The following is a 26,553-nucleotide window of genomic DNA, read 5'->3' on the forward strand; positions in this document are numbered from 1 at the left end:
CAGCCTCGACAGTTGCCCGCAGCAAGTCAAGGAATGGCGAAGAACCGATTGAAACAGTCTGCTACAAGGCCGGCACCCGCCTCGTCGTTCAGGTGCAAATGGTGCCCGCCCGCCAACTGTTCCCGGCTAAAGGGTAGACGCTCCAGCAGCTCCGGATGTTTGGCGAGCATGCCGTCAGCCGCGACCACCAGCTGCGCCGGACAACTGACCCGCAGCGCGAAAGCCATTGCCTGTTCCTGGGTCAGACGCAGCGGCGAAGGCAGGGTCAGGCGATTGTCGGTGCGCCAGGTGTAACCGCCGGGCACCGGCATCAGACCGCGCTGGGCCAACAATTCAGCCGCCTCACGGCTGACCGCCACCAGACCTTTCATGCGCGCTTCGATGGCACGGTCGAGGGTGCTGTAAACCGGTTTGCGCTTCTCGCGCAGATCCAGTTGCGCTTGCAGGGCCATGCCCATGCGCTCGGCGGCGTTTTCGCCTTTGTCTGTAGGAGGAATGACGCCGTCGATCAGCGCCAGATGGCTGATGCGTTCCGGCAGCGAACCCGCCAGCACCATGGAAACGATGGCGCCCATCGAATGCCCGAGCAGGCCGAAACGCTTCCAGCCCAGTTGTTCGGCGACTTGCAGCACGTCATGGGCGTAATCCCACAGCGCATAGCCGGCGCCGTTCGGCCGATGCCCGGAGTGCCCGTGCCCGGCCATGTCCAACGCAATGATGCGCAAGCCTTTGAGTTTGGGCGCCAATCGGGCAAAGCTGTTGGCATTGTCGAGCCAACCATGCAGTGCAATCACCGGCAGCCCGTCCTCGGGCCCGAATAAATGCGCGGCCAGTTCGATATGCGGCAGGCTCAGGCGCACTTCTTCGAAGGTCGGACTCATGCGCAATCCTTGTTCTGACGGTGCTCCCAACGGGTAAACAGATTCTTCAATAGCCGTGCGGTGTCCTGTGGCCGCTCAAGCGGGAACATGTGGCCGCCGGGCATGCTCAGCGCCTCGCCCTGGGCCAGACGCGAAACGAAACGGGTGTGATGGCGCATGACCACACGGCTCTTGTGCCCGCGCACCACCGCCAGCGGCACTTGCAATTGACCGGTACGGCCAGGGCTGGTGTGCGGCACACCGCGATAGATACTGATCTCGGTGGCCGGGTCGAAACGCAGGCGCAGTTTGTCGCCAACCTTGTGCAAACCGTGCTGCAGGTAGGCGTCGAAACATTCCGGATCGAAGCCGCGAAACAGCGTCTTGCCAGCAAAATAGCTGCGCGCACTGTCGAGGTCGGCGAACTCTTCACGGCGCCCCAGCGTCCGTCCGGCCGGGGTCAGTCTGTCGATGAAGCCAAAGCGCTTGGCCGCGCGGATTACCCACTGATCAGTGCGGGTCAGCACCGGCGAATCGAGCATCACCACGCCGCGATACAGCTCAGGGCAACGCAGCGCCGCGTGCAAGTGCAGTACGCCGCCGAACGAATGGCCGACGCCCCACACCGGCTGATCCTGCTGCTGCAAATGGTGGATCAACTCGTCGACGAGGTTGTACCAGTTGTCATCCGCCGGAAAACGCGGGTCATGGGCATGCTGCTCCAGATGCGCAACCCGGTACTCGGGCGCCAGCGCCGCGAACAATTTGCCATAGGTGCCCGAGGGAAACCCGTTGGCGTGGGCGAAAAAGATTGGTTGCGACATACGGGCAAATCCATGAGCGGGAAACGTGGCGTTGATTGTCCGTAAGACCGCGCCTTACAGCAATGACCGTAACTGCCAGGAATGATGACAGTCCGGTCAGGGCTATGGTGAGTCAGTCGGATCGCTACCCCCTCACCCCCAGGGGGGCGAGGGGGAAAGGGAGCCGATCTCCATGCTTTTCCGAATCTGTATTCGACTCGGTATCTCAGGTCGATGAAGCACGTGAAAACAACGAGGTCGGCCCCCTCTCCCTCTGGGAGAGGGCTGGGGTGAGGGGCTGATCACTGAAGAACCCCACTCAACGCACCGGCGGCTGCTCACCCAACGGCACCACCGCCATGGTCAACCGCGACACACAACTGGCCTTGCCTTCATCACTGGTCAAGCGAATGTCCCACACATGCGTGGTGCGACCAATGTGAATCGGCTTGGCCACCGCCGTCACCCGCCCACTGCGCAAGCCGCGCAGATGGTTGGCGTTGATCTCAAGTCCCACGCAGTAAAACTTGCTGGCATCGATGCACAGATAGCTGGCCATCGAACCGACGGTTTCCGCCAGTACCACCGAGGCGCCGCCGTGCAACAAACCGTAGGGCTGATGGGTGCGATGGTCGATGACCATGCTCGCGGTCAGCGATTCTTCGTCGAACGCTTCGAAGCGGATGTCCAGCACTTCGCCGATGGTGTTTTTCTGGATCGCGTTCAACTGCTCGATGTCGGGAGTGGTACGCCACAAGCTCATCGCAGACTTCCTTTGTTGTTTTAGTGGTCGCTCAATCCTGCCACAGCACCGCCTCGCTGCGCTCGCTCCATTCTTCGAAACGCGCGCCATAGGTGTCTTCGATGACGTTGCGCTTGATCTTCAGGGTTGGCGTGAGGAAGCCGTTTTCCACCGCCCAACTGTCCTTGACCACCACCAACCGGCGCAGGCGTTCATGCTTGTCGAGTACGGCGTTGACCTCCTCCAGGAGTTTTTCCAGGCTCGAATGCAGGCTCGCCCGGCCCTCCTCCTGATTGACCGTCGACAAGACGCACAAGCCGAGTGGCGCACTTAGGCCGTCCCCCACCACACACACCTGTTCAATCCGCGAATGCACGGCCAAGCGATTTTCGATCGGTGCCGGGGCAACATATTTGCCCTTGCTGGTCTTGAAGATCTCCTTGAGTCGGCCAGTCAGGCGCAGGCGCCCTTCAGCATCCTGTTCGCCCTTGTCACCGGTGCGCAGAAAGCCGTCCTCGGTCAACGTTTCGGCGGTCTTCTGCGGTTCCTTGAAATAGCCGAGCATGTTCGCCTGACTGCGCACCTGCACCTCGCCCGACTCATCGATGCGTACTTCGACATCCGGGCACGGCTTGCCGATCCAACCCTGCTTGTATTGCCCCGGCAGGCAGATGTGCGAGTAGCCGCAACTCTCGGTCATGCCGTAGACCTCCAGCACATCCAGGCCAAGTTTCTGATACCAGGCGAGCAAGGTCTGCGGCACCGGCGCGGCACCGGATAACGCCACGCGCAAAGCATCCAGCCCCAGGCCTGCCAGTACCTTGTGACCAACGCGCTTGCCAATGAATGGCAGACCGAGAAGAAAATCCAGACGTTTCGCCGGGATCTTGCTGTACACGCCCATCTGGAATTTGGTCCAGATGCGCGGCACACCGAACATCGCGGTCGGCCGTGCTCGCTGCAGGTCAGTGATGAAGGTCTCAAGGCTCTCGGCGAAGAAAACCGTCTGCCCGGTGTAGATCGACGCCAGTTCTACGAACATGCGCTCGGCGACGTGGCACAGCGGCAAGTACGAGAGCAATCGATCGTTCTCGTTAAGCCCGAACAGTTGCGTGCCGCGCGTCGTGGCGAAAACGAGATTGGCAAAACTGTGCATCACGCCTTTGGGCAGGCCGGTGGTGCCGGAGGTGTAAATGATCGTCGCCAATTGCTCGGCCGCCGGACGTGGATCATCCTGAATCGGCGAACTGCGCTGCAAGTCCGCCCAACTGAATTCGAAATCCCCGGGCGGGTGCAGTGGCAGACTAATGGTCGGCAGATCCGCCGGCACGCCTTTGCACATGCCCGGCCAGTCGTCGAGCTTGCCGATGAAGGCCAGGACGCTTTCCGAGTGATTGAGCACTTGCGCGACAGAGTCGGCGGTGAGGTTGGGATACAGCGGAACCGAGACGTGCCCGGCCATCCAGATCGCCAGGTCGGCGATGATCCAGTGCGCGCAGTTTTTCGAGATCAGGGCGATGTGACTGCCTTGCGGCAACTCACGGGCGCGCAACCAGTGCGCGGCGCAGCGGGCCTGATGGCCGACGTCAGCCCAGCTCAGCGTCTCGACCTGGCCGCCGCCAATGGGCTGCACGAGGAAGCGCTGGCGCGGGTGCCGGGCTTCACGTTCGTAGAACACGTCCAGCGGCAAACGGAAGGCGGCAGACATGCGACTCGCTCCTGTTTTTTGGGTCTGGAGCAAGCGTAGTCAACCAAGCAAGTGCTTGGTTGGAAAATTCACACAAATAATTTCATGGGTTGGCAGAAAACAATGTGGGAGCGAGCCTGCTCGCGAATGCAGTGTGTCAAACACATAAAGGGTGAATGACACGCCGCTTTCGCGAGCAGGCTCGCTCCCACAAGGAACCAGCGTTATGGATGTTTGAGGCTGTTGAGGTTCATCGAGCCGATCAGCAGCTCTGCGCTTTCAAGCTCAGCCAACCCGGCAGTACTGACCTTCTCCGGCGGATACCCGGCGCCATGCTGCAGATAGCTGAGCAGATTGCCCACCAGCGGGTTGTGACTGACCAGCAGGACGTTGCTCACCGACACCAGTTGATCGGTGACCTTGTCCGGGTCGGTCTCCGGCGTCAGCCACTCGACCGTGCGAATTTCCGGCTCGAAACCCAGCGCCTCACGGACAATCTGCGCAGTCTGTTGCGCGCGCAGATAAGGGCTGGCGTAGATCGCCGTCAGCGGCTGGCCGATCAAATGGGCCGCGCTGTTCCAGACTTCTTTACGGCCGTGATCGGTCAGCTCCCGTTCGGAGTCGGGGCACGAGCCGAAAGGCACGGCTTCACCGTGACGTAATACCCAGAGTTTCATAGCTTGGGTTCCTCATCTCGAACCGGATGCGGTGCCGGTGCGACGGCGTGCGGCGCTTMACCTTCCGGAGTACGCGGGGTTGGCCAGTCGGCGAACGGCCACGGTTTCTGGTCGCTGTGGAAACTGCCGAAACGGCCGATCTGCGCCAGAAACTGGCTCAGGCTGTCGCCGAAATTCATCAGGCTGGCGCTCGGGGCGCCATAGATCAAACGATAGATCAGTTGCACCAGCACCACCGCGCCGAGGATGAACTGCGCCACTTGCCAGACCAGCACGTAGACGATCATCCACAACACACGCAGAAGGATGGATTCGTACTTGGCTTCGGTTTTCGGATCGTTCATGACTTGCTCCGTGCTGAATCAGTTGAAACCACTGGTGGAAATAAAATCGACGTCGGTTTTCGGCTCGGCCCGCATCAGTAGACCGATCACCTGTTCCAGCGTGCGTCCTTCAAAGAGGATCGCATGCAGCCCGGCGACCAGTGGCATGTACACGCCGACTTCCTGAGACTTGGCCTTGAGCACCTTCAAGGTGTTGACCCCTTCAGCGACTTCACCAAGTCGCGACACCGCTTCGTCGAGACTCAAGCCCTGACCCAGCGCAAAACCGACTTGATAGTTGCGACTCTTCGGCGACGAACAGGTCACGATCAGATCGCCGACACCGGCCAGACCGAGGAAGGTCATGGGATTAGCGCCCTGATTCACGGCAAAACGGGTCATTTCCGCCAGTGCCCGGGTGATCAGCATGCTCTTGGTGTTCTCGCCCATCTCCAGCGCCACCGCCATGCCGGCGATGATCGCGTAAACGTTTTTCAACGCCCCGCCCAGTTCGACACCGAAACGGTCAGCACTGGCGTAAACGCGGAAGGTACGACCGTGCAGCGCGGCTTGCACGGCTTTACACAGTTCTTCGTCTTCGCTGGCGACCACGGTGGCGGTCAGTGCGTGCTCGGCAATCTCGCGCGCCAGGTTCGGCCCGGACAACACGCCGATGCGCGCCTGCGGGGCGATTTCTTCGAGAATCTGGCTCATCAGTTTGAAGGTCTGCGCTTCGATGCCTTTGGTCAGGCTGACCAGCATCTTGCCGCTCAACCGCTCGGCGTGAGCGGCAAGCACCGTGCGCAACGCGCTGGACGGCAGCGCGACAAAGCACAGATCGCAGGCGTCGAGGGTTTCCTGCAGGTCGGTGACGGCAGTCACCCCCGGCAGAATCTTGATGCCTTTGAGGTAACGCGGGTTTTCGCGATTGACCCGGATGGCCTCGGCCTGCTCGGGGTCACGCATCCACTGCCGGACTTGATGGCCGTTCTCGGCCAAAAGATTGGCCACGGCGGTACCAAAACTTCCGCCTCCCAGGACCGCAATCGGGCGCTGTTCAGTCATATGCAATCCGTTAATCCATACCAGTGGCGATGCCGGCATTATACGGGGCGGCCAACGCGCGGCCAGCCCCAGCAACAATTACCGACACTTGTAGGAAGAAGACCAATAAAACCTAGGAAAATGCCTGCAACGTGACTGGAAATGTCGCTGCCCTCGGTTAACATGCGCGCCAATTCTTCGCTATCAAGGTTGTGTCGTGTCTTTTGGCTCTGCGTCCCCGCGTTCGTCCGTCTTACTGGCGCTGCTGTTCAGCCCGGTATTAATGGCGGACGACCTGTTCATGGACAACGAAGCACTGCCCCAAGTGCTGACCGCCACGCGCCTGAAGCAGACACCGGCGGAAGTGCCGGGAAGCATGACCGTAATTGACAACGAACTGATCCACGCCAGCGGTGCCCGCGATATCAGCGAACTGCTGCGACTGGTACCGGGGATGATGGTCGGCAACATCAGCGGCAATCAGGCGGCGGTCAATTACCACGGCACCAACGCCAGCGAAGCGCGGCGCATGCAGGTGCTGATCGACGGTCGCTCGGTGTACCGCGCCGGTTTGTCCACGGTGGACTGGAGCGATATTCCGGTGGCCATGGAAGACATCGAGCGCATCGAAGTTTTTCGCGGCCCCAACACTGTCAGCTACGGCGCCAACGCGCTGATGGCGGTGGTCAATATCATCACGCGAAACCCGGCGGACAGCCACGGTACGCGGCTGAAGTACACCCGTGGTCAGCGCGGCATCAACGATTTCTACGCCAGCCAGGGCACCGGCTGGAATGGCGGCGACTTGCGTCTGTCGTTGTCCGGGCAAGAAGACGACGGCTTCGACAGCGATCGCAGCGGCGCCGATTACCGTGACAGCCGGCGCTTGAACCGTTTCAGTCTCGCGGTCAGCCACACCCTCAGCGATAACCAGAGCCTCGACTGGCAGGTCAACGCCAAGGACGGCAGCAACCAACGGCCGTACACCTATCGTCCGGTGTTCTCCGGGATTACCGCCGCCGGGAACAATTCCGACGTAGTCGCCAAAGATTACGCCGGCTCGGTGCGCTGGAACCTCGATCTCAACCCGGAGCACAGCCTTTATATACAAGGCTCGGCGCAACACTGGGATCGTCAGCAAACCTGGCGCGCCTGCGATGCCGAGGTGTCGTTCAGCCCCGAACTGACGCAACTGTGGCAACTCAACCCGAATTACACCGAACGCCTGGCGCGCAACATCACCCGCTTCACCGGCCCCGGCGCTGCGCCCGGCACCCCGCAGGAAATGGCCCTGGCCAATCAGGTGCTCGAGCAATGGCGTAACGGCGCCAGTCGCACCCTGTGCGGCGACATCGACCAGAGCGCACGGGAATCGCGTTACGACCTCGAAGTGCAGGACACCCTCAGCCTGTCCGACAGCCTGCGTCTGGTCAGCGGCATGAACTATCGTTACGACCGCGCCGACTCCGAAACCTACTTCAATGGCACGCTGGACGACACCACGTGGCGCGCGTTCGGCCAACTGGAATGGCGTGCCACTGAACACTGGTTGTTGCAGGGCGGTGCGATGTTCGAAAACACGCAACTGATCGGCAGTTCGCTGACGCCGCGCTTCGCCGTCAATTACCTGATCAACCCGCGCCACGGCCTGCGCGCGGTTTACTCGGAAGCGATCCGCTCGCCGGACATGTTCGAGAACAACGTCAACTGGAGCTATCAGGTCAGCAACCTGCGGCCTTCGGCTTACGGCCAGTCGTCGGCGCGGTACTTCGTCAAGACGCGCGGCCCGGGCGATCTCGATCAGGAGCACATGCGCTCGCGGGAGCTGGGCTACAACGGCTACTTCGCCGAGCTGGGCCTGGCCCTGGATGTGAAGCTGTTCTACGACGAGATCACCGGAATGATCAGTGAGCCGCTGCGTAACAACCAATACATCGCCAGCAACGCCAACAGCTCGCGGTTTCGTGGCACCGAAACCCAGCTCGACTGGCGCGTGAGCCTGGCCGACCGCTTGCGGTTCACMTACGCCTTCGTCGATGCCGAAGCGAGCAATCCGCTGGATCAACAATTCACCTCACGCAATAGCGGTTCGGCCGGTTGGCTGCGCGATTGGGGCCATGGCTGGAACAGCGCCCTCTTCTATTACGGCGACAACGCGCTCAATGGCTACCGTTTCGAGCGGGTCGACACACGCATCGCCAAACGCATCCTGCTGGGCAAAGCCCAGCTGCAACTGGCCGGCGTGCTGCAACAGCGCCTCGACCATGCGCCGACCACCTTCGTCGACAATAATTACGACGAGCGTCGGGTGATGTATTTCAGCGCTGAGCTGGAGTTCTAGGATGCGCTACCGGCCGTCACGGACGCTGCCAACCCTTGGTCACTGGCTGGCCGGGGTTTGCCTGTTTCTGACCGCATGGCTGCATGGCGTGGCGGTGCAGGCCGCCGATATTCTGTTGACCGGTGCCGAGGAAAGTCCCGGCGTGCAAGCATTCGTCCAGGCACTCAGCGAATTGCGTCCGACTGACAACGTGCGTTTCCAGCCGTTGGCCAGTCTGCCGGCACCGGGAAAACTGCCTGCCAGTCTGCGCCTGATTCTGCTCGACCTGCCGAGCCTCGACTGGCGCCTGCAAGACCCCCAAGGCCCGGCAACGCTGGTGCTGCGCATCAGTCGTCTGCAAGCGCGCCAGCGCCTCGGCAGCGCGCAACCGGCGCACCTGAGTTTGCTGTGGAGTGATCCACCGCTGAGCCGCCAGTTGCAGTTGATCCGACGCATTCTGCCCCAGGCCCAGCGCATCGGCGTGCTCTTCGATCAACACAGCGAATTCCTCCTCAACGAACTCAATCTCGCCGCTAAACCACTGAACCTGCAAATCGTCAGCCAGCGCTGGGACAACATCCACGACAGCCGCCCGCTGCAAACCGTGCTGAAGAACAGCGACGTGTTACTCGGCCTCGACGACCCCGACCTGTACAACCCGAAAACCGCGAAAAACCTGCTGCTCAGCAGCTATTCACGGCAAGTCGCGCTGGTCGGTCCTAACGTGGCGTTCGTCCGCGCCGGCAGCCTGGCGAGTACCTACAGCGATCAGAACGACTGGCTGGCCGTGCTCGATCATTTGCTCGACCAATCGCCGGCCAGTTGGCCGCGAACGCTCTACCCCACACGTTTTAAAGTCTCAAGTAATGCGCAGGTCGCTCGTTCCCTAGGGATCGAGCCGCTAAATGAAGCGTCTGTCGCCCAAGCGCTGGCTGAAGGAGAACGCCGTCCATGAGTTTTCGTCGCCGTTGGGACATCAACACCCGCACCCAGTTGATCAGTCTGGGCCCGGCGCTGTTGTTGACCCTGTTGCTGATCAGCTTCTTTACCTTTGTGCGCATTCAGGATCTGCGCCAGGAGCTGAACCACACCGGCCAACTGATCGCCAACCAACTGGCACCCGCCACTGAATACGGGGTGATTTCCGGCAATAACGAAGTGCTGGAAAGCCTGCTCAAAGCGACACTGGCCACGCCCAACGTGCGCTTTCTCGAAATACAGGACAGCGCCAACCGGATTCTGGTGTACGTCGAACAGCCCGCCGCCGCGCACAGTCGCCCGCATCAGGTTGAAGTGTTTCAGGCACCGGTGCGCCTGCAACGCATCGCCCTGCACAATGATTTCTTTCAGGACGGCAAGGTCAGCAACGGCGGGGCCAGCGAGGACTATCTGGGCCGAGTAATCGTTGGCTTGTCCAACGATGCCTTCAGCCAGCGCCAGCAGGAGATTCTGTTCAAGGCCGGGATTCTCGCGCTGTTCGCCCTGCTCTTCACCTTCGTATTGGCACGACGCCTGGCCGGCAGCCTGTCGCAGCCGATCCGCGACATCGGCGATGCGGTCAAGGCGATTCAGGACGGCGATTACAAAACCCCGCTGCCGATTGTCGATGACACCGAACTGGGCGCGCTGTCGCAGCACATCAATAACCTCGCCCAGGCTCTGGAACAGGCCAGCCGTGAGCAGCACCAGGCCATGGCGCAACTGATTCAGACCCGCGAAGAGGCGGAAAAGGCCAACAACGCCAAGTCGGACTTTCTGGCGATGATGAGCCACGAACTGCGCACGCCCATGAACGGCGTGCTGGGCATGCTGCAACTGCTGGAAACCACTGAGATGACCGAGGAGCAGGTCGAATACGCCGCCCTTGCCTCGGAGTCCACCGAACACCTGCTGAAAGTCATCAACGATATTCTCGACTTCTCGCGCATCGAACGCTCGGAACTGGAACTGGAGCACATCCCGTTCAACCTCGCCGAACTGATCGGCGCCTGCGCCCAGTCGTTCCAGCACAGCGCGGTGCAGCGGGGTCTGGCGCTGAACTTGCGCATCCCGGACGACATGCGCGGTTTGCAGGTGCAGGGCGATCCGACGCGGATCCGGCAGATTCTGGTCAACCTCGTCGGCAATGCACTGAAGTTCACCGAACAGGGCCGGGTCAGCATCGAGGCGCAGTGGCAGTCGCTGGATCACGAATTACTGTGGTTCACCTGTTCGGTGCGTGACAGCGGCATCGGTATCTCTTCTGAAAGTCTGGAGTTGATGTTCAATGCCTTCCAGCAGGCCGACAGTTCGATTTCACGGCGCTATGGCGGCACCGGTCTCGGTCTGCCGATCGCCCGCACGCTGGCCGAACGCATGGGCGGCACCTTGCGCGCGCAGAGCGAGGAAGGTCGCGGTTCGGTATTCACTCTGGAAATTCCCCTGGCACTCTATAAGCAGGCGCTGCCGCCCCTGGCTGCGCCGCGTGCACTGAACGGCAAAGAGCATGGTGAAGGGCGCAATGTCTTGCTGGTCGAAGACAATCCAGTGAACCAGACCGTTATTGAAGCGATGCTGCGCAGTCTGGGCTTTACTGTCAGTGTTGCTACCGATGGCGCACAAGCCGTGCGCAGCGCCGAGGGCAGCGACTTCGAAGTGATTCTGATGGATTGCCGTTTGCCGATCATCGATGGCTATGAGGCCACCCGACAGATCCGTTGCCTACCCGGACGCAGCGAAGTGCCGATCATCGCGCTGACCGCCAACGCCTTGCAGGGCGACCGGGAAACCTGCCTGTCGGCGGGGATGAACGATTATCTGGCGAAGCCGTTCAAACGTAATGATCTGCAGCAGATTCTGCAGCGCTGGGTGTCGTAGTGTGGGCCTTTCGACCATCTGCGACTGGCGTGAAAAGCGAAAGTGCGGCAGTCTTAGGCACCCGAACGAGCCTCAAAAGAGGCTTGAATAAAAATTTCAGTGCACAAGTGTACATTCATGTCCTTGGTGCTGTGACTTTCACCACAACGCAATAGTCTATGAGTAGGCTGCCGGTTCGAGGCATGAACGCTTCGAACGGTCGGGAAGATTTGCCCCACCTGCCGCATGGGATTATTGAGGAGCTCGCATGACCAAACAAAACGCCTTTACTCGGGAAGATCTGCTGCGCTGCAGTCGCGGTGAGCTGTTCGGCCCAGGTAACGCGCAACTGCCCGCCCCGAACATGCTGATGGTCGATCGCATCACCCTGATCAGCGAAGAAGGCGGCAAGTACGGCAAAGGTGAATTGGTCGCCGAGCTGGATATCAACCCTGACCTGTGGTTCTTCGCGTGCCACTTCGAAGGCGATCCGGTGATGCCGGGCTGCCTGGGTCTGGATGCCATGTGGCAACTGGTCGGTTTCTTCCTGGGCTGGCAAGGCCTGCCGGGCCGTGGCCGTGCGCTGGGTTCAGGCGAAGTGAAGTTCTTCGGTCAGGTGCTGCCGACCGCCAAGAAAGTCACCTACAACATTCATATCAAACGCGTCCTCAAGGGCAAGCTGAACCTGGCCATCGCCGATGGTTCGGTGACTGTCGACGGTCGCGAAATCTACACCGCCGAAGGCCTTCGCGTCGGCGTGTTCACCTCCACTGACAACTTCTAAGGGTTATTCGCATGCGCCGCGTCGTTATCACTGGTCTGGGCATCGTTTCGTGCCTGGGCAATGACAAAGAGACCGTCTCCGCTAACCTGCGTGCAAGCCGCCCTGGCATCCGGTTCAACCCGGAATATGCTGAAATGGGTCTGCGTAGCCAGGTTTCCGGCTCCATCGACCTCAACCTTGAAGAACTGATCGATCGCAAGATCTATCGCTTCGTCGGCCACGCAGCCGCGTACGCCTACCTGGCCATGAAAGACGCCATCACTGACTCCGGCCTGACCGAAGAGCAAGTGTCCAACCCGCGTACCGGCCTGATCGCTGGTTCCGGTGGTGCTTCCACGCTGAACCAGATGGAAGCCCTGGACATCCTGCGCGAGAAAGGCGTCAAGCGCGTTGGCCCGTACCGTGTAACGCGGACCATGAGCAGCACCGTTTCCGCTTGCCTGGCCACGCCATTCAAGATCAAAGGCCTGAACTACTCCATCGCATCTGCCTGCGCCACCAGTGCTCACTGCATCGGTACTGCCATGGAACAGATCCAGATGGGCAAGCAGGACATCGTTTTCGCCGGTGGCGGTGAAGAAGAGCACTGGAGCCAGTCGTTCCTGTTCGACGCAATGGGCGCTCTGTCCAGCAAGCGTAACGACACCCCGGAACAAGCTTCCCGTGCCTACGACGCTGACCGTGACGGTTTCGTCATTGCCGGCGGTGGCGGTATGGTCGTGGTTGAAGAACTGGAACACGCTCTGGCCCGTGGCGCGAAGATCTACGCCGAAATCGTTGGCTACGGCGCAACGTCCGACGGCTACGACATGGTTGCCCCAAGTGGCGAAGGCGCGATCCGCTGCATGCAGATGGCGATGTCCACCGTTGATACGCCGATCGACTACCTGAACACCCACGGCACCTCGACTCCGGTCGGCGACGTCGCGGAAATGAAAGGTGTACGTGAAGTGTTCGGCGACAAGGCACCAGCGATCAGCTCGACCAAGAGCCTGTCCGGTCACTCCCTGGGCGCCGCCGGCGTTCACGAAGCGATCTACTGCATGCTGATGATGGAAGGCAACTTCATTGCCGGTTCCGCCAACATCGACGAGCTGGACCCTGAAGTGGCCGACCTGCCGGTGCTGACCAAGACCCGCGAAAACGCCACCATCAACACTGTGATGAGCAACAGCTTCGGCTTCGGCGGCACCAACGCCACGCTGGTACTGAAGCGCTGGGAAGGCAAGTAATTCCCCCCGCTTGAGCCACACATGAAAACGCCCCGACTGGTTCGGGGCGTTTTTTTTGCCCGAAGAAAATAGCAGGTACACCGCAAAACCCTGTGGGAGCGAGCCTGCTCGCGAATGCGATATTCCAGTCATCCTATCGTCGTCTGCCCCACTGAATTTGCGAGCAGGCTCGCTCCCACAATGGGTTTCGGCGCTTCTGAAAATGAAACTTCTGTCATGAAACCTACCGCCCTGCGACCGAATGTCGCGGATTACGCGGGCTGCAGCACTGTTGCAAAAAACGCAATAACACCTTGCGCAAATCAAGCGTTTACTTAGCAAGCTAACAAATCATATAAAAGAGTCCTGCACACGCCTTGCTGCAGATAACTTGAGATTTGGAGCTAGCAGATGACTGTAAAAGTAACTGAACGCGACGATTCACACATGTCCCACGAAGGCGTAGCCGCCGGTATCCGCATCTGGGATGTGCATCAACAAGACTTGCTGGTCGGCATGTTCCACAACGAGATCGATGCCCACAACTACAAGGCCGAACTCGAAGTGCAAGAGCAACAACGCGAAACCCGCTCCTCCTGATTCAACCACAGCATTGAAAACGACAAACCCCGCCATGAGCGGGGTTTGTCGTTATTACAGCTTTATCGATTTACCACATCAGGTCATCAGGGATCTGATACGCCGCGTACGGATCGTCCTCGGTGCTGACCTCTTCGGTCTGCACGTTGAGCTGGACGATGCGCTGTGGATCGCGCTCCTGGATCTTCAGGGCCGCTTCACGCGGGATCACTTCGTAGCCGCCGGCATGGTGCACGATCGCCAGCGAACCGCTGCTGAGCTTGTTGCGCATCAGCGTGTTTACCGAGATGCGCTTGACCTTCTTGTCATCGACGAAGTTGTAGTAGTCCTCGGTGGTCAGCTTCGGCAGACGCGAGACTTCGATCAGTTGTTTGACCTGTGCTGCACGCGCCTTGGCTTCGGCTTTCTCTTTCTGCTGGCGGTTCAGCTCCTGGTCACGCTTGACCTTCTCGGCCATGGCTTCCTGGGCGGCACGCTGCTGCGAGTCATCCAGCTCGATCTGACCTTTGTGCGCCAGACGTTGCTGCTTTTGCTTGTCCTTGCTGACTTGCTTGGCCTGCTTTTGGTTGACCAGGCCTGCTTTGAGCAACTGGTCGCGAAGGGAAATACTCATGGTGCTTACTCACTTGGGCAGTGGCTCAGCCGCAGCCGGGCAAATTCTTTTCCTGACGTTTGGCTTCACCCCACAGGGCGTCCAACTCTTCGAGGGTGCAATCTTCTATGGGACGGTGGGTGTCGCGCAATGCCTGTTCGATAAATCGGAAACGTCTTTCGAACTTGCCGTTGGCGCCACGCAGCGCAGTTTCCGGGTCGACCTTCAGATGCCGGGCCAGGTTGACCACGGAAAACAGCAGATCGCCGATCTCGTCAGCCACGGCGACGGGATCGTTTTCGGACATGGCTTCGAGGACTTCATCAAGTTCTTCGCGCACCTTGTCGAGCACCGGCAAGGCGTCTGGCCAGTCGAAACCGACCTGGCCTGCGCGCTTCTGCAACTTGGCCGAACGCGACAATGCCGGCAACGTTGCCGGCACGTCATCGAGCAGTGACAGTTGCTCGGGCGCGGCAGATTTCTCCGCGCGCTCTTCGGCCTTGATCTCTTCCCAGCGTTGTTTGACCTGTTCTTCGCTCAAGCGCGGCACATCCAGCGGCGCGTACAGATCACCGGTGGGAAACACGTGCGGGTGACGACGGATCAGCTTGCGGGTGATGCTGTCGATCACCCCGGCAAATTCAAAGCGCCCTTCTTCCTTGGCCAACTGGCTGTAATACACCACCTGGAACAGCAGATCGCCCAGCTCGCCCTGCAAGTGATCGAAGTCGCCGCGCTCGATGGCGTCGGCCACTTCGTAGGCTTCTTCGAGGGTGTGCGGAACGATGGTCGCGTAGGTTTGCTTGATGTCCCACGGGCAACCGTATTGCGGATCGCGCAGACGGTTCATCAGGTGGAGCAGGTCTTCAAGGCTGTACATACAAAATCTCACTCAACCCTTTCTGCGATCTTGATCGTTCCCACGCTCTGCGTGGGAATGCAGCCCGTGACGCTCCGCGTCACTGGACGCAGAGCGTCCCTAGAGGCATTCCCACGCGGAGCGTGGGAACGATCAATCGAAGTCATCTTCAAGGGGTACGGTTACGCCGCGTTTCGATGATGTTCGGCAACTGCGAAATCCGCCCCAGCAAGCGCCCCAGCGCATCCAGACCCGGGATCTCGATCGTCAGGGACATCAGCGCGGTGTTGTCTTCCTTGTTCGAGCGGGTGTTGACCGCCAGCACGTTGATGCGTTCGTTGAGCAATACCTGCGAGACGTCACGCAGCAGACCGGAACGGTCGTAGGCGCGGATAACGATGTCCACCGGATAGGTGAGCACCGGCACCGGGCCCCAACTGACCTGGATGATCCGCTCCGGCTCGCGCCCACCCAGTTGCAGCACCGAGGCGCAGTCCTGACGGTGAATGCTCACGCCACGGCCCTGAGTGATATAGCCGACGATCGCATCGCCCGGCAGCGGCTGGCAGCAACCGGCCATCTGCGTCATCAGGTTGCCGACGCCCTGGATCTGAATGTCGCCGCGCTTGCCCGGTTTGTAACCGGTGGCTTTGCGTGGAATCAGTTCCAGCTGCTCGTTGCCGCGTTCCGGTTCGACCAGTTGCTGCGCGAGGTTGACCAGTTGCGCCAGACGCAGGTCGCCGGCACCGAGGGCGGCAAACATGTCTTCGGCGGTTTTCATGTTGGCCTTGTCGGCCAGCTTGTCGAAGTCCACCGCAGGCAGACCGAGGCGCGTCAGTTCGCGCTCGATCAGGGTTTTACCGGCGGCAACGTTCTGGTCGCGCGCCTGCAATTTGAACCAGTGAACGATCTTCGCCCGCGCCCGCGAGGTGGTGACGTAACCGAGGTTCGAGTTCAGCCAGTCGCGGCTCGGCGTACCGTGCTTGCTGGTGATGATCTCGACCTGCTCACCGGTCTGCAGGCTGTAGTTGAGCGGCACGATGCGCCCGTTGATCTTCGCGCCACGGCAGTTGTGGCCGATCTCGGTGTGCACGCGATAAGCGAAGTCCAGCGGCGTCGCGCCTTTCGGCAAGTCGATGGCGTGGCCATCGGGAGTGAAGATGTAGACCCGATCCGGCTCGATATCGACGCGTAGCTGTTCGGCCAGACCACCGATATCGCCCAGCTCTTCGTGCCACTCGAGGACCTGTCGCAGCCAGGAGATTTTCTCTTCGTAGTGGTTCGAGCCGGATTTGACGTCGGTGCCCTTGTAGCGCCAGTGCGCGCAGACACCGAGCTCAGCCTCTTCATGCATCGAGTGCGTACGGATCTGCACCTCGAGCACTTTACCCTCAGGGCCGATCACCGCCGTGTGCAGCGAGCGGTAGCCATTCTCTTTCGGGTTGGCGATATAGTCGTCGAATTCTTTCGGGATGTGCCGCCACAAGGTGTGGACGATACCCAGCGCGGTGTAGCAGTCGCGCATTTCCGGGACCAGCACGCGCACCGCACGCACGTCGTAGATCTGGCTGAATTCCAGACCCTTGCGCTGCATTTTGCGCCAGATCGAATAGATGTGTTTGGCCCGGCCGCTGATGTCGGCATCGACGCCGGTGGCCTGCAATTCATCCTTGAGCTGGGTCATCACATCGGCGATGAAACGCTCACGGTCCAGCCGTCGCTCGTGGAGCAACTTGGCAATCTGCTTGTATTGATCCGGCTCGAGATAACGGAAGGACAAGTCCTCCAGTTCCCATTTGATATGACCGATGCCGAGGCGGTGCGCGAGCGGCGCATAAATGTCGAAGACTTCGCGGGCGACGCGGTTACGCTTTTCGTCGTCGGCGGTTTTCACCGCACGAATGGCGCAGGTGCGTTCGGCGAGTTTGATCAGGGCAACGCGAACGTCATCGACCATCGCCACCAGCATCTTGCGCAGGTTTTCCACCTGCCCTTGCGTGCCCATGACCATCGACTGACGCGGGCTGAGGCTGGCACTGATGGCGGCCATGCGCTGCACGCCGTCGATCAGCTTGGCCACCACCGGGCCGAAGCGCTGGCCGACGGCCGCGAGTTCGATCTGGCCTTCACGCACGCCGCGATACAGGACCGCTGCGACCAGCGAATCCTGATCGAGCTTGAGGTCGGCGAGAATCTCGGCGATTTCCAGGCCCGTACTGAAACTGCCGGAGCCTTCGGCCCACAGATTCTTCCTGGCATTGGACTGTTGTTCGGCCTCGCGAGCGAACTCGCAGGCTTCTTTCAAGGCTTCGCGATCCAGTGCCAGATCGACACTGACCGCGTGATCGAGCCAAGCCTCGAGATTGATACTGCCGTCAGTGTTGATCGGCTGGTGTGCTCTCACCTGTACCATCTTGCTTTACCTTCCCTACGACGCAGATTCAATGCGTCAAATCGCTGACCCTTGTTGCCCGTTTGCGCTCGCGGGGCTAAAGCGAGCGCTGCACGGACAGATCAGGCGGATTCAGACGAGCCATCCTGGCTCGCTTCAAATAACGCCATGGCCTCGACATGTGCCGTCTGAGGAAACATATCGAGAATCCCGGCACGTTTTAACCGGTAGCCCTGCTTGATCAATTCGACCGTATCGCGCGCCAGAGTTGCAGGGTTGCACGACACATACACCAACCGTTTGGCACCCAGGGTCGCCAGCTTGCGAACCACCTCGAAAGCACCGTCACGCGGTGGGTCCAAGAGTACCGCAGAAAAGCCGTTTCCGATCCACTGGGCATCGGTCAAAGGCTGGGATAAATCGGCTTGAAAAAACTTTGTGTTATGCAAATTGTTACTAGCCGCATTGGCTTCGGCGCGATCGACCATGGTCTGCACGCCTTCGACCGCCACCACTTCCCGAACGGTTTTGGCCAGCGGCAAGGCAAAGTTGCCCAGGCCGCAGAACAGATCCAGCACGCGCTCGTCGCTACCGGGTTTCAGCCAGTCCAGCGCTTGCGCAACCATGGCTTCGTTGACGCCGGCGTTGACCTGGATGAAGTCACCCGGGCGATACGCCAGATCCAGATCCCACTGTTCCAGGCGATAGCCCAGCGCCTGGGTCGCATCGACCGGTTGCGGCTCGCCTTCGCCATGCAGCCATAATTGCGCTTCATGGAACTGGCAAAATTCCTTGAGAATGGTCAGATCCGCTTCCGACAACGGCGCCATGTGCCGCAGCAGCACCGCCAGTGACGAGCCACTGAACAACTCGACATGGCCCAATGCTTGCGGTTTGCTCAAACGACGGAGCATCTCCGGCAAACGGGTCATGATCGGTTGCAAGGGCTGTACCAGCACCGGGCATTCGTTGATCGCGACGATGTCTTGGCTGCCGGCGGCACGGAAACCGACTTCGAGTTTCTTCGCCTTCATGTCCCAACGCACCGCGATGCGGGCACGACGGCGATAGCCAAATTCGGGACCGGTCAGCGGCGCTGCCCACGCGTCAGGTTCGACACCGGCGACACGCGACAATTGCTCGGCGAGCATGCGCTGTTTCAGGGCAAGCTGTTCGCTGTGGGGCAAGTGCTGGACGCTGCAACCGCCGCAACGACCAGCGTGCTGACACGGTGCCGGGCGACGCAGTTCGCTGGCCTTGAACACGCGCTCGGTGCGCGCCTCGACCACTTTGCCGTGGGCGCCGAGCACCCGCGCTTCGACCTCTTCGCCGGCGAGGGCGCCGAGGACGAACCAGGTTTTGCCTTCGAAAAACGCAATACCGCGACCATCATTGGCCAGGCGCTCAATGGTCAAGCGCTGCTTTTTGCCGGTCGGAATTTGCGCGGCCTTGCTCCCGCCCGTGGGCTGGAAGCGCAGGCCTCTCTCGTGCTTGGCCATCAGTTAGGCGCGTCGAAAATGCCGGTCGACAGGTAACGGTCGCCACGGTCGCAGATGATCGCGACGATCACCGCGTTTTCAACTTCTTGGGACAGGCGCAGCATCGCTGCCACCGCACCGCCCGAGGACACGCCGCAGAAGATACCTTCTTCGCGGGCCAGACGACGGGTGACGTCCTCGGCCTCGCTTTGCGCCATGTCGACGATACGGTCAACGCGGTCGGCCTGGTAAATCTTCGGCAGGTATTCCTGCGGCCAGCGGCGGATACCGGGAATGGCCGAGCCTTCCATCGGTTGCAGACCGACAATCTGCACGCTGTCGCTCTGCTCTTTCAAGTAGCGCGACACGCCCATGATGGTGCCGGTGGTGCCCATCGAACTGACGAAATGGGTAATGGTGCCCTGGGTCTGACGCCAGATTTCCGGACCTGTGGTGGTGTAGTGCGCCTCAGGATTGTCGCCATTGGCGAACTGATCGAGCACCTTGCCACGGCCTTCGGCTTCCATGCGCTGGGCGAGGTCGCGGGCACCTTCCATGCCTTCTTCCTGGCTGACCAGAATCAGCTCGGCACCGTACGCGGTCATCGCCGCTTTACGCTCGGCGCTGGAGTTGTCCGGCATGATCAGGATCATCTTGTAACCCTTGATCGCAGCGGCCATGGCCAGCGCGATCCCGGTGTTGCCCGAGGTCGCTTCGATCAGCGTATCGCCGGCGTGGATCTGCCCGCGCAACTCGGCGCGAGTGATCATCGACAACGCCGGACGGTCCTTGACCGAACCTGCCGGGTTATTCCCTTCGAGCTTGAGCAATAGGGTGTTGCTGGTAGCACCGGGCAGGCGCTGCAAACGCACCAGCGGCGTGTTGCCGACGCAATCGGCGATGGTTGGGTACTGCAAGGTCATGGCGTATTCGCAATCCAGACGTGCGGGGGCGCCTATCATACCGGCAAACCCGCGCAGGCCATATCACGCAAAGTGCGGTGCTTATGGTTTATGGGAATAAGGGATTGAAAGTCGCACCAGTGGTGCGACTTTTGCGGTGGGTCATTTTAATTGGCGGTGATGCGTATGGCCTCTTCGCGAGCAGGCTCGCTCCCACAGGGAGTAGTGTCAGCAGTGATGACACTATTAACTGTTGATCACACAATCTGCGGCGAACCGAGTTCCAATGTGGGAGCGAGCCTGCTCGCGAAGGCGTCAGTCGGCGCAACACCGTCATCCGCCAGCAACCGCAAATTCAACCGCAACCCTGCCCCGCTATTTTCCGCCCAAATACTCCCGCCCTGACGCTGCACGGCATTGCGCGCGATGCTCAGCCCCAAGCCAAACCCACCATCACCGGGCCGCGAGCCGTCGAGCCGAGTGAACGGTGAGAAGATCCGTTCCAGATCCCCTTCCGCCACCCCGCCGCCCTGATCGTCCAGCCACAGATGCCAGAAATCGCCATCGCGCCGTCCATCAAGACGCACGATCCCGCCCGGCGGCGAATGCCGAATCGCGTTACGCACAATGTTCTCCAACGCCTGCGCCAGCGTATTCAGGTTGCCACGCACCCAGCACGACGCTTCGACCGAGCACTGCAGCTGCAGACTCGGCCAGCCGCTTTCATAACAGGCGTTGTCCGTGAGCATTTCCCACAGGGCCTGAATTTGAATGGCTTCATCCGGCAGCGGCGTGCGGTCGGTATCGAGCCAGGCCAGTTGCAGGGTGTCTTCGACCAAGCGTTGCATACCGTCGACTTCACGACCGATGCGCTCGCGCAGTTGCACCAGGCCTTGTTCGCTTTCACTGGCGACGCGCAGCCGGCTCAGCGGCGTGCGCAATTCATGGGACAGATCACGCAGCAATTGCTGTTGCAGAGCCACGGTCGATTGCAGGCGTTCGGACATGGAGTCGAACGCCCGCGCCAGTTCACCGAGTTCATCCGGGCGCTGGGTGATGCCGCTCGACAACCGCACATTCAACTGGTCGGCGCGCCAGGCGTTGGCCTGTTCGCGCAGGTTGTTCAGGGGCACGACCAGCAAGCGGTACAGACCGACACACAGCAATAACGTGAACAACCCGGGAATCACGCCGTTGGTGATGACGCGCCAGAACACCCGGTACTTACCCGGAACAAATCGTTCGGGCAATTCGATCACCAGGCTGCCGGCAGACGGCTCTTTGGGGAAAGGAATGCGCAACCACGGCCGGCCTTTCTTGTGGATCGGCCAGTCGAGCCCGCGCAAGAAGGTCAGGTGCTGAATTTCCTGATCATTCAGCGGATCATTGCTCAGCGACTGTAAGTTGCCACCGATCACACCGACCCAACTGGCTTCGCGCAACTCCATGCTCTGCAACCAGTCATCGACCCCGCTGCGGCCGCCGTGCTGCCAGGCCTGTTCCGCTTGCGCGGCGTAACGCGTCAGAGTGCCGCGCGCGTCGTCGGAGAGGAACTGGTTGCGCTCCTCCATATAACGTCCCCACGACCAGCTCAGCCAGATCATCAGCAGACAAAATGCGACCAGCAGAAACGCCAGTTTCCAGAACAGTGAATGCCGCCCCGGCAGTTCAGAGCGTTTCATCGGCGGCGCTCAGAACGTAACCCTTGCCCCAGACCGTACGCACTTCCCGCTCGGTGTAACTGATGGCTTTCAGTTTGCGGCGGATCTGGCTGATGTGCATGTCGAGGCTGCGATCGTGGGCCGCGTAGCCGCGCTGCAAAACGTGCTGATAAAGGAAGGCTTTGCTCAGCACTTCCTCTTCGTTGCGATTGAGGGTTTCGAGCAAACGGAATTCGCTGCGGGTCAGCCCGGCGGGTTGTTCGCGGAAAAACACATCGCACTGTTGGTCATCGAAGCGCAGCGTACCGACCGCCACTGGCGTCGCCAGCGGTGCCGGGCGCCGATCCAGCGCAACCCGGCGCAGGATCGCCTCGATGCGCACATGCAACTCGGCCATGCTGAACGGCTTGGGCAAATAATCGTCAGCACCGAGACGGAAACCGCTGATGCGATCCGCCTCGGCGCCGAGGGCCGACATCAGCAGCACTGGCGTCGTGTGGCTCTGGCGCAATTGCGTCAACACCTGCAAACCGTCCAGGCCCGGCAAGAGAATATCCATCAGCACCACGTCGAACGGCTGGCGCGTGGCGATGTTCAGGCCCTCCTGGCCGTTCTGGCACCACGTCACCTGAAAGCCGCTGCGGCGCAGATGTTCGTGAACATAGGCGCCGAGTACCGGATCGTCTTCGATGGAGAGAATGCGTGGCTGGCCAGCGGAAACAGGAGTCATGAGTATCTGCAAGTAATTCTCAGTTGAGACTGATTATTCAAGATTGCCGGGCATCGGGCAACTCAAGGTTGACCGAGCTGACCAACGAGCAGCGACGCCCTGCCCCGACGCGAGCGCATTTTTCCGGAGATTGCCCGCGAGCAAATCGCTACACTGCGCCAATGTCGCGTGCCGGATGCACGCATGAGTCAACAGATCAGCGGGATGCAGGAGATAGGCGTGCTCAAGAAACTGGGAATCAAAGGTCGCGTGTTATTGCTGACCTTGTTGCCGACCAGCCTGATGGCGCTGGTGCTGGGTGGTTATTTCACCTGGACGCAGCAGGCCGACTTGCAGACCCAATTGATGCAGCGCGGCGAAATGATTGCCGAGCAACTGGCGCCGCTGGTGGCACCCGCCATGGGCCATGGCAACAGCGAATTGCTGGAGCGCATCGCCACGCAATCCCTTGAACAGCCGGACGTACGCGCGGTGACCTTCCTCGCCCCGGACCGCTCACCGCTGGCGCATGCCGGCCCGACCATGCTCAATCAGGCACCGAGCGGCGACAGCGCGCATTTGCAACGGCGCAGCGGCAATGACGCGACGCGTTACCTGATGCCGGTGTTCGGCAAACATCGCAACCTCGCCGGCGAACTGATCCCGGAAGAATCCGAGCGACTGCTTGGCTGGGTCGAACTGGAGCTGTCGCACAACGGTATGTTGCTGCGCGGTTATCGCAGCCTGTTTGCCAGTCTGCTGCTGATTGCCGCGGGCCTGGCGGGGGCCGCCCTGCTGGCATTGCGCATGGGCCGTACCATCAACCGGCCGCTGAGCCAGATCAAACAAGCCGTCGCGCAACTCAAGGATGGCCATCTGGAAACGCGTTTGCCGCCACTGGGCAGCCAAGAGCTGGATGAACTGGCCTCCGGGATCAATCGCATGGCCGGTACCTTGCAAAACGCCCGCGAAGAACTGCAACACAGTGTCGATCAGGCCACCGAAGACGTGCGCCAGAATCTGGAAACCATCGAGATCCAGAACATCGAACTGGACCTGGCGCGCAAAGAAGCGCTGGAGGCGAGCCGGATCAAATCCGAATTCCTCGCCAACATGAGCCACGAAATCCGCACGCCGCTAAACGGCATTCTCGGCTTCACGCATCTGTTGCAGAAAAGCGAACTGACCCCGCGCCAGCTCGATTATCTGGGCACCATCGAAAAGTCTGCCGACAGCCTGCTGGGGATCATCAACGAGATCCTCGACTTCTCGAAAATCGAGGCTGGCAAACTGGTACTCGACCATATTCCGTTCAACCTGCGCGATCTGTTGCAGGACACCCTGACCATCCTCGCCCCTGCCGCACACGCCAAGCAATTGGAGCTGGTCAGCCTGGTCTACCGTGACACGCCGCTGTCGCTGGTCGGTGACCCGTTACGCCTGAAGCAGATCCTCACCAACCTGGTCAGCAACGCGATCAAGTTCACCCGCGAAGGCACCATCGTTGCCCGCGCGATGCTTGAAGATGAGCACGAGGACAGCGTGCAGTTGCGCATCAGCATTCAGGACACCGGCATCGGCCTGTCGAATCAGGACGTGCGCGCGTTGTTCCAGGCCTTCAGTCAGGCCGACAACTCGCTGTCGCGGCAACCGGGCGGCACCGGCCTGGGGCTGGTGATTTCCAAGCGTCTGATTGAGCAGATGGGTGGTGAAATCGGCGTCGACAGCACACCGGGCGAAGGCTCGGAATTCTGGATCAGCCTGAGCCTGCCGAAAACCCGTGACGACGCCGAAGACTTGCCGGCCCCGCCGCTACTCGGGCGCCGCGTGGCAGTACTGGAAAGTCATGAACTGGCGCGTCAGGCCTTGCAACATCAACTGGAAGATTGCGGCCTCGATGTCACGCCGTTCAATACGCTGGAAACCTTGACCAATGGCGTCACCGGTGCGCACCAGACCGATCAGGCGATTGATCTGGCGGTCATTGGCATCACCAGCAACGACATGCTGCCCGAGCGTTTGAATCAGCACATCTGGGACCTCGAACATCTGGGCTGCAAAGTGCTGGTGCTGTGCCCGACCACCGAACAGACGCTGTTCCATCTGTCGGTGCCGAACCCGCACAGTCAGTTGCAAGCCAAGCCGGCCTGCACACGCAAACTGCGTCGCGCGCTGGCCGATCTGGTCAACCCGCGCCAGCCGCGCAATGAGCCGGGGGAACCGCTGTCGAGCCGCGCGCCGAAAGTACTCTGTGTCGACGACAACCCGGCCAACTTGCTGCTGGTGCAAACCCTGCTCGAAGACATGGGCGCCAAGGTGCTCGCGGTGGAAAGCGGCTACGCGGCGGTCAAAGCCGTACAAAGCGAGTCCTTCGATCTGGTGTTGATGGACGTGCAGATGCCGGGCATGGACGGCCGTCAGAGCACCGAAACCATTCGCCAGTGGGAAAGCGAGCGGCACTGCACGCCGCTGCCGATCGTCGCCCTCACCGCCCACGCCATGGCCAACGAAAAACGCGCGTTGCTGCAAAGCGGCATGGATGACTACCTGACCAAACCGATCAGCGAACGGCAACTGGCGCAGGTGGTGCTGAAGTGGACCGGCCTGGCCTTGCGCAATCAAGGGCCGGAGCGGATCAGCGACAGCGCGGCGGGCAATAATGAACTGCCGGTGCTCGATCACGAGGAAGGTTTGCGCCTGGCCGCCGGCAAGGCTGATCTGGCGGCAGACATGCTGGCCATGTTGCTCGCCTCACTGGAAGCCGACCGCGAGGCCATCCGCGCGGCGTGCGAAAACCGCGACCAGAATGCATTGATCGAACGCGTCCATCGCCTGCACGGTGCCACCCGTTATTGCGGCGTACCGCAATTGCGCGCGGCCTGCCAGCGCAGCGAAACCCTGCTCAAGCAGGACGACCCCAAGGCCGTGGCAGCGCTGGAAGAACTGGAGCGCGCGATCAACCGGCTCGCGGCACAAGCGAAGATCAGCGCCTGATCCACGGCAATGCCGGCCAACACCGGCAGCGCTAAAGTGGGTTCGGGTGATTCAATCCGTGTCGATGTTCCAGGAGGATTTCATGCGCACGCTCGTTTTCAGTAGCCAGACCTATGACCGCGACAGCTTTCTCGCCGCCGCTTGCCCGGCAGGTATCGAGCTGCACTTTCAAGCGGCCCGGCTCAGCCTCGATACGGCAGCGCTGGCCGATAAGCATGAAGTGGTCTGTGCGTTCATCAATGATGATCTCAGCGCTCCCGTGCTGGAGCGCCTGGCTGCGGGCGGCACGCGTCTGATTGCCCTGCGCTCGGCGGGCTACAACCATGTCGATCTGGGCGCAGCGAAACGTCTCGGACTGGCCGTGGTGCGCGTGCCGGCCTACTCGCCGCATGCGGTGGCCGAACACGCCGTGGCGCTGATCCTGGCCCTCAACCGTCGCCTGCACCGTGCCTATAACCGCACCCGTGAAGGCGATTTCAGCCTGCATGGCCTGACCGGTTTCGACCTGGTCGGCAAAACCGTGGGGATTGTCGGCACCGGACAGATCGGCGCCACATTCGCGAAAATCATGCACGGCTTCGGCTGTGAGTTGCTGGCCTACGATCCATTCCCGAATCCGGATGTGCTGGCGTTGGGCGCACGCTATCTGAGCCTGCCGGAACTGCTCGCGCAGTCGCGGATCATCAGCCTGCACTGCCCGCTCAACGAGCAAAGCAAACACCTGATCAACCGCGACTCACTGGCACACATGCAGGCGGGCGCCATGCTGATCAATACCGGCCGTGGTGGGCTGGTCGACACACCGGCACTGATCGATGCATTGAAGGACGGCCAACTCGGCTATCTGGGGCTGGATGTCTATGAGGAAGAGGCACAACTGTTTTTCGAGGATCGCTCCGACCTGCCTTTGCAGGACGATGTGCTGGCGCGATTGCTGACCTTTCCCAACGTGATCATCACCGCGCATCAGGCCTTTCTGACCCGTGAAGCACTGGGTGCCATTGCCGCAACCACCCTGCACAACATCGCGACCTGGGCGGCGGGAACGCCACAGAACCAGGTCGAGGGCTGAGATTTTTT

Annotated in this window: 22 protein-coding genes; 8 read left to right on the top strand and 14 right to left on the bottom strand. The window is 60.7% G+C overall.

What is annotated here, in order from left to right:
- Nucleotides 1-26 precede the first annotated feature (26 nt).
- The 7 genes from AC1DVF_RS17725 to AC1DVF_RS17755 all read right to left on the bottom strand — a co-directional run bounded on the left by AC1DVF_RS17725 (nt 27) and on the right by AC1DVF_RS17755 (nt 6,157).
- A complete protein-coding gene (locus tag AC1DVF_RS17725; protein ID WP_460091926.1) occupies nt 27-881 on the bottom strand; it encodes an alpha/beta hydrolase in 855 nt (284 codons plus the stop codon).
- Nucleotides 878-1,684, bottom strand: a complete 807-nt coding sequence (locus AC1DVF_RS17730) for an alpha/beta fold hydrolase (RefSeq protein ID WP_186624782.1) — start codon at nt 1,682-1,684, stop codon at nt 878-880. Before AC1DVF_RS17730 ends, AC1DVF_RS17725 begins: the two co-directional genes overlap by 4 nt.
- A gap of 298 nt (nt 1,685-1,982) precedes the next feature.
- Nucleotides 1,983-2,426, bottom strand: coding sequence for a hotdog fold thioesterase (locus AC1DVF_RS17735; protein ID WP_186624783.1), 444 nt, complete (start codon nt 2,424-2,426; stop codon nt 1,983-1,985).
- A gap of 31 nt (nt 2,427-2,457) precedes the next feature.
- Nucleotides 2,458-4,113, bottom strand: coding sequence for an AMP-binding protein (locus tag AC1DVF_RS17740; protein WP_477782888.1), 1,656 nt, complete (start codon nt 4,111-4,113; stop codon nt 2,458-2,460).
- A gap of 203 nt (nt 4,114-4,316) precedes the next feature.
- A complete protein-coding gene (gene sixA, locus AC1DVF_RS17745; RefSeq protein ID WP_186624785.1) occupies nt 4,317-4,769 on the bottom strand; it encodes a phosphohistidine phosphatase SixA in 453 nt (150 codons plus the stop codon).
- Nucleotides 4,766-5,113 (bottom strand): DUF4389 domain-containing protein, encoded by a 348-nt coding sequence (locus AC1DVF_RS17750; RefSeq protein WP_477782889.1) that lies wholly within the window; start codon nt 5,111-5,113, stop codon nt 4,766-4,768. Before AC1DVF_RS17750 ends, sixA begins: the two co-directional genes overlap by 4 nt.
- Nucleotides 5,114-5,131: 18 nt before the next feature.
- Complete coding sequence (locus AC1DVF_RS17755; protein WP_090285290.1) at nt 5,132-6,157, bottom strand: NAD(P)H-dependent glycerol-3-phosphate dehydrogenase; 1,026 nt, start codon at nt 6,155-6,157, stop codon at nt 5,132-5,134.
- Nucleotides 6,158-6,353: 196 nt separating this feature from the next.
- On the opposite strand from AC1DVF_RS17755, the gene AC1DVF_RS17760 reads away from it, so the two are divergent.
- The 6 genes from AC1DVF_RS17760 to AC1DVF_RS17785 all read left to right on the top strand — a co-directional run bounded on the left by AC1DVF_RS17760 (nt 6,354) and on the right by AC1DVF_RS17785 (nt 13,886).
- The gene (locus AC1DVF_RS17760; protein WP_477782890.1) at nt 6,354-8,477 is read left to right on the top strand and encodes a TonB-dependent receptor plug domain-containing protein; all 2,124 of its coding nucleotides are present in this window, start codon (nt 6,354-6,356) and stop codon (nt 8,475-8,477) included.
- Between the two features lies 1 nt (nt 8,478).
- Nucleotides 8,479-9,411, top strand: coding sequence for an ABC transporter substrate-binding protein (locus AC1DVF_RS17765; protein ID WP_477782891.1), 933 nt, complete (start codon nt 8,479-8,481; stop codon nt 9,409-9,411).
- Nucleotides 9,408-11,312 (top strand): ATP-binding protein, encoded by a 1,905-nt coding sequence (locus AC1DVF_RS17770; protein ID WP_093442229.1) that lies wholly within the window; start codon nt 9,408-9,410, stop codon nt 11,310-11,312. The genes AC1DVF_RS17765 and AC1DVF_RS17770 overlap by 4 nt, the downstream gene beginning before the upstream one ends.
- Nucleotides 11,313-11,559: 247 nt before the next feature.
- Nucleotides 11,560-12,075 (top strand): 3-hydroxyacyl-[acyl-carrier-protein] dehydratase FabA, encoded by a 516-nt coding sequence (gene fabA / locus AC1DVF_RS17775; protein WP_003227150.1) that lies wholly within the window; start codon nt 11,560-11,562, stop codon nt 12,073-12,075.
- 11 nt (nt 12,076-12,086) lie between these two features.
- Complete coding sequence (fabB, locus tag AC1DVF_RS17780) at nt 12,087-13,307, top strand: beta-ketoacyl-ACP synthase I (RefSeq protein WP_007968959.1); 1,221 nt, start codon at nt 12,087-12,089, stop codon at nt 13,305-13,307.
- A gap of 390 nt (nt 13,308-13,697) precedes the next feature.
- On the top strand, nt 13,698-13,886 hold the full coding sequence (locus tag AC1DVF_RS17785; protein ID WP_077574113.1) for a hypothetical protein: 189 nt from the start codon (nt 13,698-13,700) through the stop codon (nt 13,884-13,886).
- Between the two features lie 70 nt (nt 13,887-13,956).
- Here the strand turns inward: AC1DVF_RS17785 and AC1DVF_RS17790 are convergent, their stop codons facing one another.
- From AC1DVF_RS17790 to AC1DVF_RS17820, 7 genes are all read right to left on the bottom strand, one after another.
- A complete protein-coding gene (locus AC1DVF_RS17790) occupies nt 13,957-14,499 on the bottom strand; it encodes a DUF2058 domain-containing protein (RefSeq protein WP_016987455.1) in 543 nt (180 codons plus the stop codon).
- Nucleotides 14,500-14,524: 25 nt separating this feature from the next.
- Nucleotides 14,525-15,358: a nucleoside triphosphate pyrophosphohydrolase gene (gene mazG, locus AC1DVF_RS17795; protein ID WP_007917475.1), complete on the bottom strand. Its 834-nt coding sequence runs from the start codon at nt 15,356-15,358 to the stop codon at nt 14,525-14,527.
- 148 nt (nt 15,359-15,506) lie between these two features.
- Nucleotides 15,507-17,750 carry a GTP diphosphokinase gene (relA, locus tag AC1DVF_RS17800; RefSeq protein ID WP_077574114.1) on the bottom strand — a complete coding sequence of 748 codons (2,244 nt, stop codon included), beginning with the start codon at nt 17,748-17,750 and terminating at the stop codon, nt 15,507-15,509.
- Nucleotides 17,751-17,851: 101 nt separating this feature from the next.
- Entirely contained in the window at nt 17,852-19,228 is a 1,377-nt protein-coding gene (gene rlmD, locus AC1DVF_RS17805; RefSeq protein WP_093442221.1) for a 23S rRNA (uracil(1939)-C(5))-methyltransferase RlmD, read from the bottom strand.
- Complete coding sequence (cysM, locus tag AC1DVF_RS17810; protein ID WP_175559687.1) at nt 19,228-20,130, bottom strand: cysteine synthase CysM; 903 nt, start codon at nt 20,128-20,130, stop codon at nt 19,228-19,230. The genes rlmD and cysM overlap by 1 nt, the downstream gene beginning before the upstream one ends.
- Before the next feature lie 236 nt (nt 20,131-20,366).
- Nucleotides 20,367-21,791 (bottom strand): histidine kinase sensor domain-containing protein, encoded by a 1,425-nt coding sequence (locus AC1DVF_RS17815; protein WP_477782892.1) that lies wholly within the window; start codon nt 21,789-21,791, stop codon nt 20,367-20,369.
- Nucleotides 21,778-22,500 carry a response regulator transcription factor gene (locus AC1DVF_RS17820; RefSeq protein WP_477782893.1) on the bottom strand — a complete coding sequence of 241 codons (723 nt, stop codon included), beginning with the start codon at nt 22,498-22,500 and terminating at the stop codon, nt 21,778-21,780. Before AC1DVF_RS17820 ends, AC1DVF_RS17815 begins: the two co-directional genes overlap by 14 nt.
- 219 nt (nt 22,501-22,719) lie before the next feature.
- Between AC1DVF_RS17820 and AC1DVF_RS17825 the strand changes: the two genes are divergently transcribed.
- Both AC1DVF_RS17825 and AC1DVF_RS17830 read left to right on the top strand, forming a co-directional pair.
- Nucleotides 22,720-25,473 (top strand): response regulator, encoded by a 2,754-nt coding sequence (locus tag AC1DVF_RS17825; RefSeq protein WP_095051076.1) that lies wholly within the window; start codon nt 22,720-22,722, stop codon nt 25,471-25,473.
- 82 nt (nt 25,474-25,555) lie between these two features.
- Nucleotides 25,556-26,545, top strand: a complete 990-nt coding sequence (locus AC1DVF_RS17830; protein WP_477782894.1) for a 2-hydroxyacid dehydrogenase — start codon at nt 25,556-25,558, stop codon at nt 26,543-26,545.
- Nucleotides 26,546-26,553: the final 8 nt, after the last annotated feature.

The organism is Pseudomonas sp. P4_D7 (assembly GCF_056401755.1).